Genomic DNA, 16,304 nt, shown 5'->3' with positions numbered 1-16,304 from the left:
TAAAATTATTGCTGTATAGTTTATAGATTTCTCCACAAGGTCGAAATGACGTTATCGGTTATCTCCTTTAATATGCTTTCTAGATTCAATCGTTCTGCTGGCTAACATTCTACACAAAAAAAACTGGAAAACAGCGTTTATAGACTAAATCAACGATTCATACAGTACCTGAACAGGATGTATGGCCTTTACTCCTGTGCCGTCCTTTATTTGATGGCGACAACTTGTACCTGGAGCAACTACAATCTCTTCCGTGACCTTTTCCTTAACAGCAGGGAATAGAACCAGATTACCGATTTGCATAGACAATTGGTAATGTTCTTGTTCATAACCAAATGAACCAGCCATCCCACAGCACCCCGAAGGTATCACTTTTACCACAGCTCCTTTCATTATTTTTAACGCACTTTCTGTATAACCTTGTAGCTTCCAAGCTTTCTGTTGACAATGCGTATGCAACAAAAGTCGCCTTTCTGCCGAATCGAATAGATCGGAGGATATATTTCCCTTTTCAAACTCACGTACCAAAAACTCTTCCATAAGCATGGCATACGGAGCTATTCTTCTTGCTTCAGGTTCCAGTTCCACATCGACTAAGTCAACATATTCATCGCGAAATGTTAATATCGCAGAAGGCTCTACAGATATTAGTGGTGTCTCAGCTGTCAAACGGGAAGCAAACAATTTCACGTTTTTATTAGCTAGCTTTTTCGCATCCCGCAACAATCCTTTAGAAAGCAAGGCTCTTCCACTGGACATATGCGAAATCATCAAAACCTCGTAACCTAATCGCTCTAACAATAGAATGGATTGCTGCCCTATTTCTAAATCATTGTAGTTGGTAAACTCATCACAGAAGAAATACACAGTCCCTTTGATCTGTTCTCGTTTTCGAATTGGTTTATCTCTATTTGAGAACCATTTTTTCAAGGGGATATCCCCCAACAAAGGTAGACTCCGATGCGTAGCAAATCCTATCATACGCTTAGCTAACCTTCCTACAATCGGATTTTGCACGAACCAATTGTAGAAACTCGGTATATAAGACATCCAATACATAAGACGATCCACGTTTCCAATCATACGGCTACGTAACGGTACGCCATGTGCATCGTAATATCCCTGTAAAAAATCAGCTTTCATTTTTGCCATATCAACACTAGAAGGACATTCTATTTTGCATCCCTTGCAGCTCAGGCAAAGCTCCATCACCTCCTTTATCTCGGGATGGTCAAAAGGATTCTCTCGGGGCGAGTGCGTCAAAAACTCCCGCAATATATTGGCTCTTGCACGTGTGGTATCCTTTTCATCACGGCTGGCCATATAGGAAGGACACATTGTCCCGCCAGAAAGGGATGACTTTCGACAATCTCCCGAACCATTACATTGTTCCGCATGTCCTAATATATCTTGGCCAGGATATCTAAAAACTGTTTCTATTTTCTTCTTCGTTCCTCCAGGGGCATAACGTAAAAATGTATTCATCGCTGGTGTGTCAACGATCTTCCCAGGATTGAAAATACAGTTAGGATCCCACTTTTTCTTGATATCTTTCAACAGCTGATAATTACGTTCGCCAATCATATAGGGTATAAACTCCCCACGTAGTCGCCCGTCGCCATGCTCCCCACTTAAAGAGCCTTGGTATTTCTTCACCAACTTTGCAATTTCGAAAGCTATCTTCCGAAAAAGAAGATTCCCTTCTTTTGTTTTGAGATTCAGAATAGGGCGTAGATGCAACTCACCTGTAGCAGCATGCGCGTAATGCACGGAATACAAACCATATTTATCAAGAATGGTATTAAAATCCGCGATATAATCAGGCAGATCCTCTACAGCCACAGCCGTATCTTCAATCACTGCAACGGGTTTTTCATCACCATGCATATTACTTAGCAGTCCTAACCCAGCTTTGCGTAAATCCCAGACCTTCTTTCTATCCTTCCCGAAAACTATAGGGAAATAATAACCTAGACCTTCTTTTCGCATTGCAGATTCCACTTTTGCAATCCTCTCTCGTATTGCAGCCTCGTCGGGACCATCATATTCGATAATTAAAATAGCTTCTGGCACTCCTTCTACAAAAAATCTGTTTTGGCGCTGCTCGAGATTACCAACCGTACATTCCAAAATATAGTGATCCATCAACTCGCTGACTAAGGGCTGATATGCCAAGGCAATAAGATTAGCACGGAGTGCATCGTCTAACCTGTGAAAATGTACGCAGAGCAAACCTGTTGGATTTTGCGGCAACTTGTCCACATGTAGCTTGATCTCGGTCATAAAGAATAGTGTTCCCTCTGATCCACAGATCAACTTACAGAAGTTAAACGGATCTCCTCCCGCCGTAAACGGATCTGCTGCTAACAACAGATCAATCGCATAACCTGTGTTACGTCGATGGATACTGCGTTTGGGAAACTGGGTACGGATTTCTTCCTGATTATGGTAATCGCCTAAAATAGTCCGAATCTGTCTATACACCTCCCCTTCCAAAGAAGGCAGGTCACATTTTGCGATAAAATCATCAAAAGATAATGCCTTAAAAGATGCTTTAGTACCATCAGAAAGAAATCCAGTGACCTCTAGTGTGTGCTCTCGAGTACTGCCATAAATCAATGAATTGGATCCACAGGAATTATTTCCAACCATGCCCCCTATCATCGCTCTGTTTGCTGTGGATGTCTCTGGCCCAAAATATAACCCCAAGGGCTTTAGAAACATGTTCAACTCGTCGCGAATAACACCAGGCTGCACCTTCACCCATTGCTGATCCGTATTGACTTCCAAAATTTGGGTAAAATACTTAGAAACATCTACTACAATACCTGCACCTACAACTTGACCCGCCAACGAAGTACCTGCAGTCCTAGGGATGAGCGATGTACTATTGGCTATTGCAAATTGAATCAGTTTCTCAATATCAGATTCCTGCTGGGGGAATGCTACCGCCAACGGCAATTCCCTATAAACCGAAGCATCTGTCGCATAGAGTGTACGCATCAGGTGATCGCTATACAACTCTCCTTCCATAGCGCGCGCTAATTCCTGTAACCTCTCTTCCACTGCCAATTTTTATTATGTGTATAATCTTATTTTTATCTGTCCTAAGGAGCATCCAAACTAAACTCATTCGTAATTGTGAAGCCATTGCTACATGGATCTTTCTTACGAACCTTTAATTTGCGCAGTATACGTACTTTCAAAAATTTTATCTGCATTATTGGCTTCAAAACCGTCCCTACGATGCTTGACACCAACTTCAGATTTATCTAAATGACTAAACTGGGGCAATACACTGCGCTCGGCAAACTCTACATAACTACCTGCTATCTCTAATACTTGACCATCTGCGAAAAGTGCTTTATACAATGCAGATACAGTACTACTCTGTCGTAACAAACCGTCATCACTGGTTTTGATCACCCCACCAGAATTATTAAGCTTCACTCCGATACTTTTTAAAAAGGAATTAAACTCTTCTAATGTATTAAAACCATCTTTCAATTCATGAATACTGATGGTATAGTGGTTTAAGTAGTATCGGTTGTAAATCACCCAGGCTGCATACTCGCTTTCTGCCAGTAACGATTTATAATCCGATGAAGTGGGCAGACCCCATAGTGGCTTTTGAAGGAAATCGGCAACTTCCTGACCATTTTTCAAATCAATAGAATCGACTGGATCGGCTACAATGGCAGAAGTATATTTGCGTATTATCTCTTGCAAATTCGCACTTAGATCCTGTACGCGAAGTTCAGAAACGAATATACGTGGGTATCCTTCTTGAGGAGAAGAGAACCAGTATGCGTCCAATTTCTTACCTTCAAAATGATAATAATCCCGCTTTTCATAACCCAATGCTAGGAATATCTTCTCAAAAGATTTAATTCCTAGATGGGGAACTCCTAGTGTCCGAAATGCGATATGATCATTGACAATATCTTCTTGTGATCCAATCACCCCTTTTGCCAATAAAGCATCTGTAATCTTATTAACGTCCGAAACATTAGACCTGTAATGATCAAATAAATCATTCAAAACAATATCAAGTGGCTCATTTTCATCAAAATGCATACGATCAAATTTAAAGTTTATACTTCAGTAAATTTAAGAAATAGATTTTAATAAAACATGACAACAAAGGTTTTGCCGAATAAAAATCAGAATAATAAAGAGGTTAACGAAAAACATTCTAACAATATATAAAAGAACCGAACACTACAGCTCTTCTTTCAAGAGATCCTCCAGTTCTTCCGGACTAAGATTCATATTTACATTACCATCTTTGGCAAAGGAAATTTCACCTGTCTCTTCAGAAACAATAACGGCGACAGCCTCCGAGACCTCCGTGACACCTATAGCAGCGCGGTGTCTTAATCCAAACTGTGGCGGAAGATCTTCACTATCGGACAATGGCAACACCGAACTCGCTGTCATCACACGAAAATCCACAATGACGACAGCTCCGTCATGCAAAGGGCTATTTTTAAAGAAAATACTCTCCAGTAATCGCTTAGATACAGGAGCATCTATATACTCGCCACTGGATTGGTAATATTCTTCATCAAAATACTTAGAAAACACCAGTAAGGCTCCGGTACGTGACCTGGACATACTCCTACAAGCATCTATAATAGGTTTTATCTTTTCGGAATGATCCTGTTGTGCCGTCTTCTTAGCCCCCAAAAAAGTCCAAAAAAACTTCTTACGGCGCATGGAGATATTCTTACCGATATGCAACAAAAAACGCCTTATCTCTTGTTGGAAGACGACAATTAATGCTATTGAGCCTACAGAAATAAACACACCGAATATTTCCGTCAATAGGCGCATTTCCAGTTGCTTCACTACCAGATAAATTCCGTAAAATAATGCTACCCCCAACAGGATATTAACAGCAATAGTACCTTTTATTAAACTGTACACATAATACACGATGACAGCAACTAAAAAGATATCTATAATATCCAGTAACCGGAATCCTTCGAGTAGATTAAAGCTTAGTCCTTCCATTTGTAATGCAATTTAAAAAATTAATACCAAGATTTCTTCCTGTTCAATAGTTTTATAAAGATAATACCTCTCTTTGCGTCGTATGATCTTGGTATCGTGTAAATGTTAGGGAGTTTCTTAAAAAAAGAAACGATCTGTCGATATTAAAGGAAGGTTTTTATGTCGTCACTCAGGCCGTGACTGTCCCATATTTTTTTCCCGCAAAAAAGTATGCAAAAAACTCGTCACTGTGCCGGATTGCCACAAAGCCTTCCCATTCCTGCTATTGGCAATCCGCCAAGGTGACATAATTTAAAGTGTACGAAGTAGTACTTACGGCGATTCTTCAATTCTCGATGTATGGCACCAATACTGTCGATATAAAACGTACATTTTAGCTAAATCTCGCCTGTGAAGATTTTGGCATTAGTAGGAGAAAGCCCTACCCTTACAGCCAAAATGTTCGAGCGAGAAGTTTTGGTTACTTTTGCTCCAAAAGTAACATGCCCTGCGCCGGCAGAGAGGCGCATAAAAAACCTTCCATTTTAATAAAAACAATCTCCATAATTACGTCTAAAAGGTATTAACTTGATTTTAACTATCTTTACGTAATAATATGCTAAACATGACAAAACTATCTGTAAACATCAATAAAGTGGCTACCCTTCGTAATTCTCGCGGAGGCAACACCCCCAACGTTCTTGCTGCGGCACTTGCCGCCGAGCGATTCGGAGCTGAAGGCATCACGGTACATCCTCGTCCAGACGAAAGACATATACGCTATCAAGATGTATACGACCTTAAAGCTGAAATCCAAACTGAATTTAATATTGAAGGTAATTGTCAGGAACAGAAATTTATAGACTTGGTATTAGCCAACAATCCCACACAGGTCACCTTGGTACCTGATGCGCTTGAACAAATAACATCTAACCATGGCTGGGATACGATCAAGCATAGAGATTATCTTAAAAAGATGGTCAGCCTATTTCAAAAAGAGGGAATCCGTGTATCTATTTTTGTAGATCCGGTCGTCGAAATGATTGAAGGAGCTGCAGAAACCGGAACCGATCGCGTCGAGTTGTACACGGAAGCTTATGCCGCTGAATTTGGGTTTGACAGGGAAAAAGCGATCAAACCGTATTATCAAGCTGCGTTAAAAGCACGCGAACTCGGCTTGGGGTTAAATGCAGGTCATGATCTAGACTTAAATAACCTAGCTTACTTTAACCAACATATTCCTGATTTATTAGAGGTCAGCATCGGACACGCATTGATTGCAGATGCCCTTTATCTTGGTCTCGAAGAAACCATAAAACGTTATTTAGCTGCTTTAAAAGCCTAAATGATTATTTTAATCTTATAAAAAGCCCTAAGTAAATTGTTTTACTTAGGGCTTTTTATTGCACTTCGTTGGTTATTTTTATTTTATTCCTCTAAATATCCTGTTCCAACGAATCTTCGAGAAGAAAGTTCCATCTTTATCCCAGCTCAACCAAGTAAACAAGGCTTTCCCTACCACATGGTCCTCTGGAACGAATCCAAAATCACGAGAATCCAAAGAGTTATCACGGTTATCTCCCATCATCCAATAGTAATTCATTTTAATAGTATAAGTAGCCTGTTTGACTCCATTAACATAAAAACCATCAGCTCGCTTTTCAAGTGTATTTCCCTCATAAACTGTAATCAAGCGTTGATAAATCGGATAGGTACGATCATTTATCTGAACAACATCCCCTTTCTTGGGCACAGTTAATGGCCCAAAATTATGAAAGTTCCAGTTATACTGATTGTCTTTTGGAAAGGCTGCGCTGTCATTATTATACGGCATTACCTCTGTCACATTAGACCAACCTCTGACTTGCTGTATCTCTTCTTTGGTAACGTGTAGCAGGTAGGCAACAATACGTCCATTCTCATCAGGTAATTCCATGTATTCGAAACGTTTGTCCACTAAAATATCTGGATCAAGTCCACGCTCGTCGGTATACACAATATAGGCAGATTGTACATCATTAGAATCAAAGCCTGTATTACCATTAACAATCAAATTCCCTCCTTTCATCTCCACGACATCACCAGGCACCCCTACAGCACGTTTGATATAATTCTCCCGTTTGTCCACAGGCCTATTGTAAGGAGCATCTGCTTCCATAGGAAAATTGAAAACAACAACATCATTACGTTCGATATTCTCAAAGCCTGGCAACCTCTTATAAGGAATTTTAACTAATTCGGAATAAGCTTTACCTCCTGTAATAGGCATGGTATGATGGGCAAATGGAAATGCCAATGGCGTGTTAGGAATACGTGGCCCATAATTCAACTTGCTCACAAACAAAAAGTCACCCACTAAAAGGCTGCGCTCCATAGAACCTGTAGGAATCATGTAAGCTTCAATAAGAAAACCTCTAATTAAGGATGCTGCCACAGTCGCAAAAATGATTGCATCGGCCCATTCGCGGGCTACAGATTTCTTGTAAGGATATTTCTTCTTAAACTCCTCGGTATTAGGCTGTCCCAAATATTTGACAGCAGGATCCTTACCCCACATCGGAAGAACTATAAAAGGAACAAGAACTGCTGCCGCATTCTCCCAAAAACGACGCTTGCCAAAAGCTTTAATCAGATCCAGGTAAAAACCATAAAATATAAAAATATTTACGATAGGCACGAAAAGCCAAACGATCCACCATGTCGGTCTACCAACCAGCTGGGCCATGACATATTCTCTATAAAAAGGAATCACTGCTTCCCAACCTTGTTTACCAGCTTTTTTAAACAATAGCCAAAGCCCGTAGAGCGAGATAACAGTCAGTATTCCAAAAACGATATACCACATAATAGTAAAATTTAAAAGTCAGAAATTAAAAACACGACTAAAGTCAAAAGTTTTAATGATGACTTCTTATACGTCGACTGTTCAATTCAAATGTTACAGTACTTATTATTATTTATTAAAATCAAAAATCTCAGTAACCTGAAAAAAACCTGTACGTCCCTTTAACCACTCTGCTGCCACAACGGCACCTAAAGCAAAACCATCTCTGTTATGGGCTGTATGTTTAAATTCGATCTGATCTACTTCAGAGCTATACAGTACCGTATGCGTACCGGGAACCTCTTCGATGCGAAGGCTTTCGATCAATAACTCGTCCGGCTTATTAATCACATCGTTTTCCGCACCGACGACTTCATTCACCCACGAAGATTTTGACTCATAATTATCAAGAATTCCTTCAGCTATTGTAATGGCAGTCCCGCTAGGTGCATCTAATTTGTGAATATGATGAATTTCTTCAACCTGTACATCGTATTGTTTATAGGGATTCATAGCATGAGCCAGAAGTCTGTTGATATGGAAGAAAACATTTACACCTATACTAAAATTGGATCCATATAAAAGAGCTTGCTCAGCCTCAAGACAAGTTTCCTTAACCTCTTGCATATGCTCGTACCATCCGGTGGTACCCACTACGATAGGTAGGTTTGCTTCAAAACACAAACTTATATTGGACAATGCAGCCTCTGGTGTACTGAAATCGATAGCAACATCTGCTCCTTCAAGATCTTCGGCACCGATACTATCTCTATTACTGGCATCTACGATAAGTACGACTTCATGACCTCTCTTGAGTGCAAACTTCTCAATAAGTTGCCCCATTTTTCCATAACCAAGTAAAACGATTTTCATATCTTATAGTTTAATAATTGCCAAATTAACATTTATTATTTAATCGCAAATGTCAATTTGATGCCTGGGGTAAAATAATTTGCAAAATTACGTTGATAAGCCAATGTCGGGGTAGGCATAAATGTCGGATTGATTTTAACCGTTAGATCATCACCTATATTATACCGGTTGCGCAGCATGGAATCGGTATATGCTTCTATTACATTCCCCGCCCACCATACCGCGGTAATTAGGATCGTCATATCACGATTTCGCCTAAAGTTGTCTTTTTGCTGGATAATTCCTGTTGTACTAAGGTATTGGAGATCCAAATTTTGCTTATCTTCACCATTATCGATCCGATAAGCGGCCTCTTTGGCAAACATCTTATAATAATAATTCCAGTAATCAAACACGAAATAGGCTGTTATAAAACCACCATAAATAATAGGCAACTTGACCCACACCCAGCGACCACCATTCGTTATTTGCCCCCAACCAGGTGCTATAGCCGATCTCCGCCATGCCACTCGGGAGATCTCTTCGATGGCCAATCGTGTCGAATCTTTAAGAATATCCTTATAATAATATTTGGCGCGTTCCTTTTCAGCTTTTTCTCGCTCTTTACGCTCCTTCCGTGTTTCTTTTTTTACAGAAGTCTGTGGAGCAACGCTGTCTAAAGCTAGCTTTATCGAATCCTTAAGCACACGGGTAGAATCTACCTGGGCATAGGTGCCCTGTGCCAATAGTAAGAAAAATATAACTACGAATATCTTCGACATTACCAGTCAAGAAGTTCTAAAATACGACTCAAATCATCTTCAGAATCAAATGGTATTTCGATAGCCCCCTTACCACGGCTATTTTTCAGATTTAAACGTACCCGGGTAGAAAATCTAGAAGCCAAATCATCTTCAATTTTTTGGTATTGAAAATCCAATTGCTTTCCTACATTTTGATTTTTCTTAGGTTTCGCCTGTTCTTGTATATTACGAACTAGAATTTCTGTCATACGCACAGATAGTCCTTTTTCAATAATCTCCTGAAAGACAAACAGCTGTTTATCAATTTCACCGACATTAATCAAAGCACGTGCATGTCCCATAGAAATCTGTCCGTCCCGGATACCAGCTTGTATAGCTGGGGGAAGCTTCAGTAATCTCAGGTAATTTGTCACGGTAGAACGGTTTTTAGAAACACGGTCTCCCAGTTCCTCCTGCTTTAAATTACATTCTTCGATCATCCGTTGAAAACTCAATGCGACTTCAATTGCATTTAGATTCTCCCGTTGAATATTTTCAATCAACGCCATTTCCAACATCTGTTGGTCATTGGCTGTACGCACATAGGCTGGAATATCAGTAATACCCGCTAGTTTGGAAGCACGTAAACGACGTTCTCCACTGATCAGCTGATACTGATTTTTGCTGACCTGACGTACCGTAATGGGCTGTATTAATCCCTGAAGTTGAATAGACTCCGATAACTCCTTTAATGCTTCCTCATCAAAATCAGTACGGGGCTGAAAAGGATTGACCGTAATTTGCTCGACCTTAATAAAATTGATACTTCCCGCCGCAGACCCCGACACTTCGCCGCTCTCTTTTGGGGGAGCAGCCGGTGAATCTTTCAAATCATCCTGCAACAAAGCACCTAAGCCTTTACCTAACCCTGTTTTACGTTGTAATGCTGCCATTCTTATACGATCGCTTTTTCTTTATTATGTTCAACCAAACCATTTTTCTGCAAGATCTCACGTGCTAGATTCAAGTAATTCACAGCTCCTTTACACGAAGCATCATGCATGATCACAGAAATCCCAAAACTAGGGGCTTCACTTAATCGTGTATTACGTTGTATAATAGTCTCGAAAACCAGATCCGTAAAATGTGTACGTACCTCTTCGACTACCTGATTGGATAGGCGTAAACGCACATCATACATCGTCAATAGGATTCCCTCGATTTCTAAGTCGGTATTTAATCTATTTTGAACAATTTTTATAGTATTTAATAATTTGCCAAGTCCTTCAAGCGCAAAATATTCACACTGTACCGGAATAATCACCGAATCAGATCCTGTCAATGCATTGATCGTAATCAAACCCAGGGACGGCGAACAATCTATGATGATAAAATCATAATCATCTTTGATTTCACCCAGCATTTTCTTCATTTTGTACTCACGCTCATGAAGATTAATCATCTCAATTTCCGCCCCTACTAAATCAATATGTGCTGGCAAAAGATCTAAATAGGGTGTATCTGTAGCCTGTATAGCCTCACGAGGATCCAGATCATTAACCAAACATTCGTAGACGCTAGCTTTGATATTTCGGGGATCAAAACCTATCCCTGAAGTAGAGTTTGCCTGTGGATCAGCATCCACTAAAAGCGTCTTGTACTCCAAAACAGCTAAACTCGCTGCCAAATTTATCGAAGTTGTTGTCTTCCCTACGCCACCTTTTTGATTTGCTATTGCAATTATTTTTCCCATGAGATACCGAACCTTTTACAATTTTTGTTTTCAAGAATTGTTCTCCATTCAAAAATACATTCCTATTACTAAAGAAATGTTTAAATGATGTTAAAATTACTAAATTTGAGAACTTCCTGGTACTATTACTCAGGATGCTAAGATACAAAAAATTGATTTACGATTTGAAAAACTCGTTGATTGATTATTATAAGTAGCAACATTACAATGAATTTAATTATTTCGGGAACAAATCGACTGGGTAGTAACTCGTTAAAAGTCGCAGAATATTACAAAAAAGAGTTGGGTAAGAAAGGAGAAGATTGGCAAATTCTATCATTAATAGATCTTCCACACGACATATTGTTTACAGATCTATACGGCAAACGTTCCACAGCTTTCGCTCCAATTCAAGAATTGGTATCGAAGGCACAGAAATTTGTCTTTATTATTCCAGAATACAACGGTAGCTACCCCGGAGTATTAAAAACTTTCATTGATGCCTGTGCTTACCCTGTTTCCTTCTACCACAAAAAAGCCGCTCTTGTAGGAGTATCAACCGGAAAATACGGAAATATCCGAGGTGTAGATCACTTTACCGGCGTTTGTAATTATATGCGGATGCATGTCATGCCCCTTAAGATCCATATCCCGAGCATCCAAAGCGAGCTAAGTCAAGGAGGAGACTTTGCTGAAGATAGTACCTATCAATTCGTACAGGAGCAGATTGAGGAGATTATTCGATTCTAGCAAATTAGAGCCCGACCTTTATCCTATCCAAAAGACCATCTAAAGTGTAGGATAAAGGAGACTCGTGCAGCGGGTACTTGCCCAAGGTATCTTTTTGCTCCTCATAGTGAAACATGGTCCATTCGTGGTTATTATATTCCAATGCAGAGAGATTTTCAATCCAATCACCGGAATTCATATAGACACATTTTCCCTTTTTTGTTTCGACGGTACGGATCTGTGGTTGGTGGATATGACCGCAGATTACATAATCATAGTGACCCTCTATAGCAAGCTCCGACGCTGTATGTTCAAAATCTCCAATAAATTTGACCGCTTTTTTTACAGAGTTTTTAATCCTTTTTGATAATGAATACTTCTCACGCCCCAGTCTATTCAAGCACCAATTAATAAGATTATTCAATCGAATAAGCATATCATAGCCCCACCCGCCCAATTTGGCTAGCCATTTGGAATGCTGTACAGACGCATCAAATACATCCCCATGAAATACCCAGGCTTTCTTATCTCCCAAATGCAACACCAGCTTGTCCACCAACTTGATATTCCCAAAACTGATATCCGAAAACTTACGAAGCATCTCATCATGATTACCCGTAACATAGATCAACTCTGTCCCTTGATAGGCCATATCAAAGAGATATTTAATGACACGAAGGTGCTGATCCGGAAAATAGCTTTTCTTAAACTGCCAAATATCTATTATATCGCCATTCAAGATCAGTTTGGATGGTTTTATGGAGTACAGATAATGCAGTACTTCCTTGGCTCTACAGCCATAGGTCCCTAAATGCAGGTCGGACAAAACGACCAAGTCTACTTCTCTCTTCATAGTTGATTAATACAAATAAAGAAAAGAAAGATTAACTTATCATTTTCAGATAGTTAAGAAAATTTTAATTCTTCATCTTCAAATTTTAATTCTTCATCTTCAAAAAAAACAAATAGGCTATTTTGTTGAAATAACACGAACTTCATGGTCATAAAAAAGGAGAAGGAACAGCACCACGCATGAAGAAGAGGAGAAGTATTCAAAAAAAAAGCATCAGATGACTGATGCTTTTGAATTTTGTGGGGATTACTGGGCTCGAACCAGTGACCCCTACCTTGTCGAGGTAGTGCTCTAAACCAACTGAGCTAAACCCCCAAAATTATTTTCTATTTAAAAAAAAAAGCACCAATTACTTGATGCTCAATATGTGGAGGATACTGGGTTCGAACCAGTGACCCCCTGCTTGTAAGGCAGGTGCTCTGAACCAGCTGAGCTAATCCTCCGAGACTCTATGTGGAGAATACTGGGTTCGAACCAGTGACCCCCTGCTTGTAAGGCAGGTGCTCTGAACCAGCTGAGCTAATTCTCCATATTTTTTATCTTTAAGAACTCACAATCTGTTTCCCTGATTGCGTGTGCAAATATAGGCCTAAATTTCTATTTTCAAAACATTTCATAAACATTTTTCACCATTAATATCACAAGATACTAAAAAACAATCAGATAATTTTAATCGTAAAACTTCCACGAAACCCCAAATCTAAAATTAGCGGGGTTCATTGGGTATCTCCTAACTGTATAATATCCTTTAGGCGCTATATATTGATTGGTAAAATTGTTGCTCACAAACAGATTAACACGTTGAATGTTTGCTGTAATCCAAAAGTCTACTATTGGATAAGTGGAAAACTCTATCCCAGTATTATCGTAATAAAACTGACCCGCATTAATAGCATAAGAAGGGCTTCTAAACGGTGTATTAAAGCGCACATCGGTACCGATTCTAAAATCTAGAACATTATACCAAAACCCGCTATAATAGAAGCTATGCCACGTATATAACTCTGGCGTCATCAACACATCCATCGCATCAGACTTCTGATAGACCACCTTATTGTCGAGACTCCAGGCGCCCAATTTGAAATTTTGAGCAACGGTAACTTTCAATAGGTTCAGATTGCCTGTTTGTGCAGGTGTGATAACCCGGTCTAAGCGCTCATCGCTATCAGGATTATCAACTTCTTTAAAGTAAAGGTATTTATTCATCAGAAAATATTCTGCTTTTCCACTAAAACCTAAAAGCTTGTTGCTATACATAAAGGAAACATTCTGTGTCTTGGTCTTGTCAAATTCATTCGACCATTGATGATACGTATAGTTCATTCGATCAAACACCATTTCAGGAGACTTATTCTGACTATAAGCACCAAGTGATACTTTACCTATTTTATCGCCTATTTCTATATCTGCGTTGGCCTCATAGAGAAAGTCTCCAAAGTTCTTTCCTACAACAATTTGGTCCCCTGCTATCCGTACATTCACACGGTCACTAAATTTATAAGTCAGTTCCCCTTTCACCGTACTATTCTGAAAAAAATCACTCGTGAGACTATCTTTATACCATATGAGATCATTTTGAAAACCGAGATTTAACTTAGCTTCATTTTTCAACAACGATTTATTGCGGAGATAGAAAGAGTATGTAAATTCATTGCTGATCGTAGTTATGCTGGTTGTGTCCCGCACCAATTCTGCTGTTCCAAAAGGGAACGCTCCCTCTCTATCCGATTCATTTTTGAAGAAGATATACTTTCGCTGACGGAATGAAGTATTATGTGCGATTGCATTAGTAGGATGGATCTCCATCTCCGGCTGTCCATTATGCAAGGTGTCTAACCGCCCCAAGTAATAAGACTGTCTTAAAAAAACACCATAATCATTCCACTTGTTATAGGGCCTATTGGCTTGTTGTCCCTTTAACCGAACTGGCACACTGTATAATGCTCCCACTTTAGGGTCCCTAAATACAGTATCATTAACAATAGATCCATTTTCTGTCGCATCCAACTTGTTGAATGTAAAATTTGTAATCATATTATAACGCCTACTGGGCGATTCGTACCAAGAAAAAACTGCCCCTTTACGATCTGAATACTTCTGATTCAAATAATAACCATCTGTATTTGTCGCATGGTATTCGGCTCCTATATTCCAGAGTGGATTTATATTTTGGGCCAACTTTGCTCTAAAAACCTGATCGTCAAAAAAGAATCCAACAGCATAAAGCTCCGAAAATCTTGCCCGAGCACGGTAGTAGGTTACAGAATCCGAGGTGAACAAATACCGCTCTAAAGCGTGAAACCCGGGCTGAAAGCCTATATTTTTATCGGGTGTAAACAGTAAATCACGAGTTGCTAAACCATATGAACCTAAGTTTATACTGGGATCCCATGGCAAGTTTTGTTTGTTAAAATATTGAAAATTATGATGCGTAGTATCGATTTGCTTGGTAGATGTGGCATACTTTAACATATTAAGCGTAGCATACCTGATATATCTTGCCGAAAACACCACAGAGTCCTTTTTATTATCTTCCAATGCACGGGCAGAATCCAAGGCACTACTAAAACCTTCATCTTCCTGCGCCCCCCCTTTAAAGAAAGACACCAAAAGTATTAAGATAACAAAGGCATTACGTAAGCAACTATTCATGAATCTGTTTTAAATATACCTGCAAAAATAAAGGATAAATTAGATTTTACTGCATGGCAATTAATTCTTTTAAAATAGCCGTCATTTTCGGCTCAGCCTCTGCAGCAACGCGTACAATCTCCTGAAGAGAAACAGGTTTTAGATCTGCATGAAATCCCTCATCTGTAATTACTGAGATAGCAAATACAGGCAATCCCATGTGATTAGCGACAATCACTTCGGGAACCGTACTCATGCCTACAATATCACCACCTATAGTACGCATATAGCGATACTCAGCTCGTGTTTCCAAGTTTGGACCTGGTGTCGAAACATACACCGCACGGTGTGCTTTTATATTTAGACGATCGGCAATAGCAAGCCCTTGCGCCGTCATTAATCGATCATAAGGTGCGCTCATATCCGGAAATCTAGGTCCAAAGCTATGATCATTCGCCCCTCTTAATGGGTTATCCGGCAATAGGTTAATATGGTCTTCAATTATACCGACATCTCCTTTTCTAATCTCTGGATTCAAGGAACCGGAGGCATTTGAAACAAACAGCTTCTGAATTCCAAGCACCTTCATCACACGCACAGGAAAAGTAACCTCCTGCATATTATACCCCTCATAAAAGTGTAACCTTCCCTGCATAGCGACGACATTTCGACCATTCAGGGTACCGAAAATAAGTTTACCCGAGTGGAATTCTACTGTCGAAATCGGAAAATTAGGGATATTTGCATACATGATCTGGTGGACTATTTCGATCTCATCAACAAGTTTTCCTAATCCCGTACCTAATATAATCCCAAATTCAGGCACAAAATCGCCTATTTTACGGCGAATTGCAGCGATAGTGTCTTCAACTAGATGATACATATTCTAATAATATTCAAAAAAACTGTACTCTGAGGGACTCATCCTTATAACGTCCACGATAA

The 16,304-nt window shown here is 39.6% G+C and carries 13 protein-coding genes and 3 tRNA genes; 2 read left to right on the top strand and 14 right to left on the bottom strand.

The genetic code is table 11. From position 1 onward, the window contains the following. Positions 1-144: 144 nt before the first annotated feature. The 3 genes from G7B18_RS14375 to cdaA all read right to left on the bottom strand — a co-directional run bounded on the left by G7B18_RS14375 (position 145) and on the right by cdaA (position 5,016). Entirely contained in the window at positions 145-3,066 is a 2,922-nt protein-coding gene (locus G7B18_RS14375) for an FAD-binding and (Fe-S)-binding domain-containing protein (RefSeq protein WP_164123227.1), read from the bottom strand. Positions 3,067-3,168: 102 nt separating this feature from the next. Further along, positions 3,169-4,077 (bottom strand): DUF1338 domain-containing protein, encoded by a 909-nt coding sequence (locus G7B18_RS14370; protein WP_164123225.1) that lies wholly within the window; start codon positions 4,075-4,077, stop codon positions 3,169-3,171. Between the two features lie 144 nt (positions 4,078-4,221). After that, the gene (gene cdaA / locus G7B18_RS14365) at positions 4,222-5,016 is read right to left on the bottom strand and encodes a diadenylate cyclase CdaA (protein ID WP_164111042.1); all 795 of its coding nucleotides are present in this window, start codon (positions 5,014-5,016) and stop codon (positions 4,222-4,224) included. 604 nt (positions 5,017-5,620) lie between these two features. On the opposite strand from cdaA, the gene G7B18_RS14360 reads away from it, so the two are divergent. Beyond that, positions 5,621-6,340, top strand: coding sequence for a pyridoxine 5'-phosphate synthase (locus G7B18_RS14360; protein ID WP_164111040.1), 720 nt, complete (start codon positions 5,621-5,623; stop codon positions 6,338-6,340). A 78-nt stretch (positions 6,341-6,418) separates the two neighbouring features. Here the strand turns inward: G7B18_RS14360 and lepB are convergent, their stop codons facing one another. The 5 genes from lepB to G7B18_RS14335 form a co-directional block, all read right to left on the bottom strand. Then, on the bottom strand, positions 6,419-7,840 hold the full coding sequence (gene lepB, locus G7B18_RS14355) for a signal peptidase I (RefSeq protein WP_164111038.1): 1,422 nt from the start codon (positions 7,838-7,840) through the stop codon (positions 6,419-6,421). A 108-nt stretch (positions 7,841-7,948) separates the two neighbouring features. Continuing rightward, positions 7,949-8,692 (bottom strand): 4-hydroxy-tetrahydrodipicolinate reductase, encoded by a 744-nt coding sequence (gene dapB, locus G7B18_RS14350; protein ID WP_164111036.1) that lies wholly within the window; start codon positions 8,690-8,692, stop codon positions 7,949-7,951. A 35-nt stretch (positions 8,693-8,727) separates the two neighbouring features. Next, complete coding sequence (locus G7B18_RS14345) at positions 8,728-9,453, bottom strand: DUF5683 domain-containing protein (RefSeq protein ID WP_164111035.1); 726 nt, start codon at positions 9,451-9,453, stop codon at positions 8,728-8,730. Beyond that, positions 9,453-10,367: a ParB/RepB/Spo0J family partition protein gene (locus tag G7B18_RS14340; protein WP_164123223.1), complete on the bottom strand. Its 915-nt coding sequence runs from the start codon at positions 10,365-10,367 to the stop codon at positions 9,453-9,455. Before G7B18_RS14340 ends, G7B18_RS14345 begins: the two co-directional genes overlap by 1 nt. Positions 10,368-10,369: 2 nt before the next feature. Further along, complete coding sequence (locus G7B18_RS14335; protein WP_079642815.1) at positions 10,370-11,167, bottom strand: ParA family protein; 798 nt, start codon at positions 11,165-11,167, stop codon at positions 10,370-10,372. Positions 11,168-11,374: 207 nt separating this feature from the next. Here G7B18_RS14335 and G7B18_RS14330 point away from each other — a divergent pair, with 207 nt between their 5' ends. Then, positions 11,375-11,896: an NADPH-dependent FMN reductase gene (locus G7B18_RS14330; RefSeq protein ID WP_164111029.1), complete on the top strand. Its 522-nt coding sequence runs from the start codon at positions 11,375-11,377 to the stop codon at positions 11,894-11,896. 4 nt (positions 11,897-11,900) lie between these two features. Here G7B18_RS14330 and G7B18_RS14325 read toward each other — a convergent pair whose 3' ends face one another. The 6 genes from G7B18_RS14325 to G7B18_RS14300 form a co-directional block, all read right to left on the bottom strand. Continuing rightward, on the bottom strand, positions 11,901-12,728 hold the full coding sequence (locus G7B18_RS14325; RefSeq protein ID WP_164111028.1) for a UDP-2,3-diacylglucosamine diphosphatase: 828 nt from the start codon (positions 12,726-12,728) through the stop codon (positions 11,901-11,903). 240 nt (positions 12,729-12,968) lie between these two features. After that, positions 12,969-13,043, bottom strand: a tRNA-Val gene (locus G7B18_RS14320). A gap of 53 nt (positions 13,044-13,096) precedes the next feature. After that, a tRNA-Val gene (locus G7B18_RS14315) sits at positions 13,097-13,171 on the bottom strand. 11 nt (positions 13,172-13,182) lie between these two features. Continuing rightward, positions 13,183-13,257, bottom strand: a tRNA-Val gene (locus tag G7B18_RS14310). A gap of 140 nt (positions 13,258-13,397) precedes the next feature. Continuing rightward, complete coding sequence (locus tag G7B18_RS14305; protein ID WP_164123221.1) at positions 13,398-15,380, bottom strand: putative porin; 1,983 nt, start codon at positions 15,378-15,380, stop codon at positions 13,398-13,400. A 46-nt stretch (positions 15,381-15,426) separates the two neighbouring features. Then, on the bottom strand, positions 15,427-16,242 hold the full coding sequence (locus G7B18_RS14300) for a purine-nucleoside phosphorylase (RefSeq protein ID WP_164123219.1): 816 nt from the start codon (positions 16,240-16,242) through the stop codon (positions 15,427-15,429). Positions 16,243-16,304: the final 62 nt, after the last annotated feature.

The organism is Sphingobacterium sp. xlx-130 (assembly GCF_011007405.1).
Taxonomy (GTDB): Bacteria; Bacteroidota; Bacteroidia; order Sphingobacteriales; family Sphingobacteriaceae; genus Sphingobacterium; species Sphingobacterium luzhongxinii.
The sequence above is the reverse complement of the archived record's forward strand: the minus strand, read 5'-3'. Positions and strand labels throughout refer to the sequence as shown.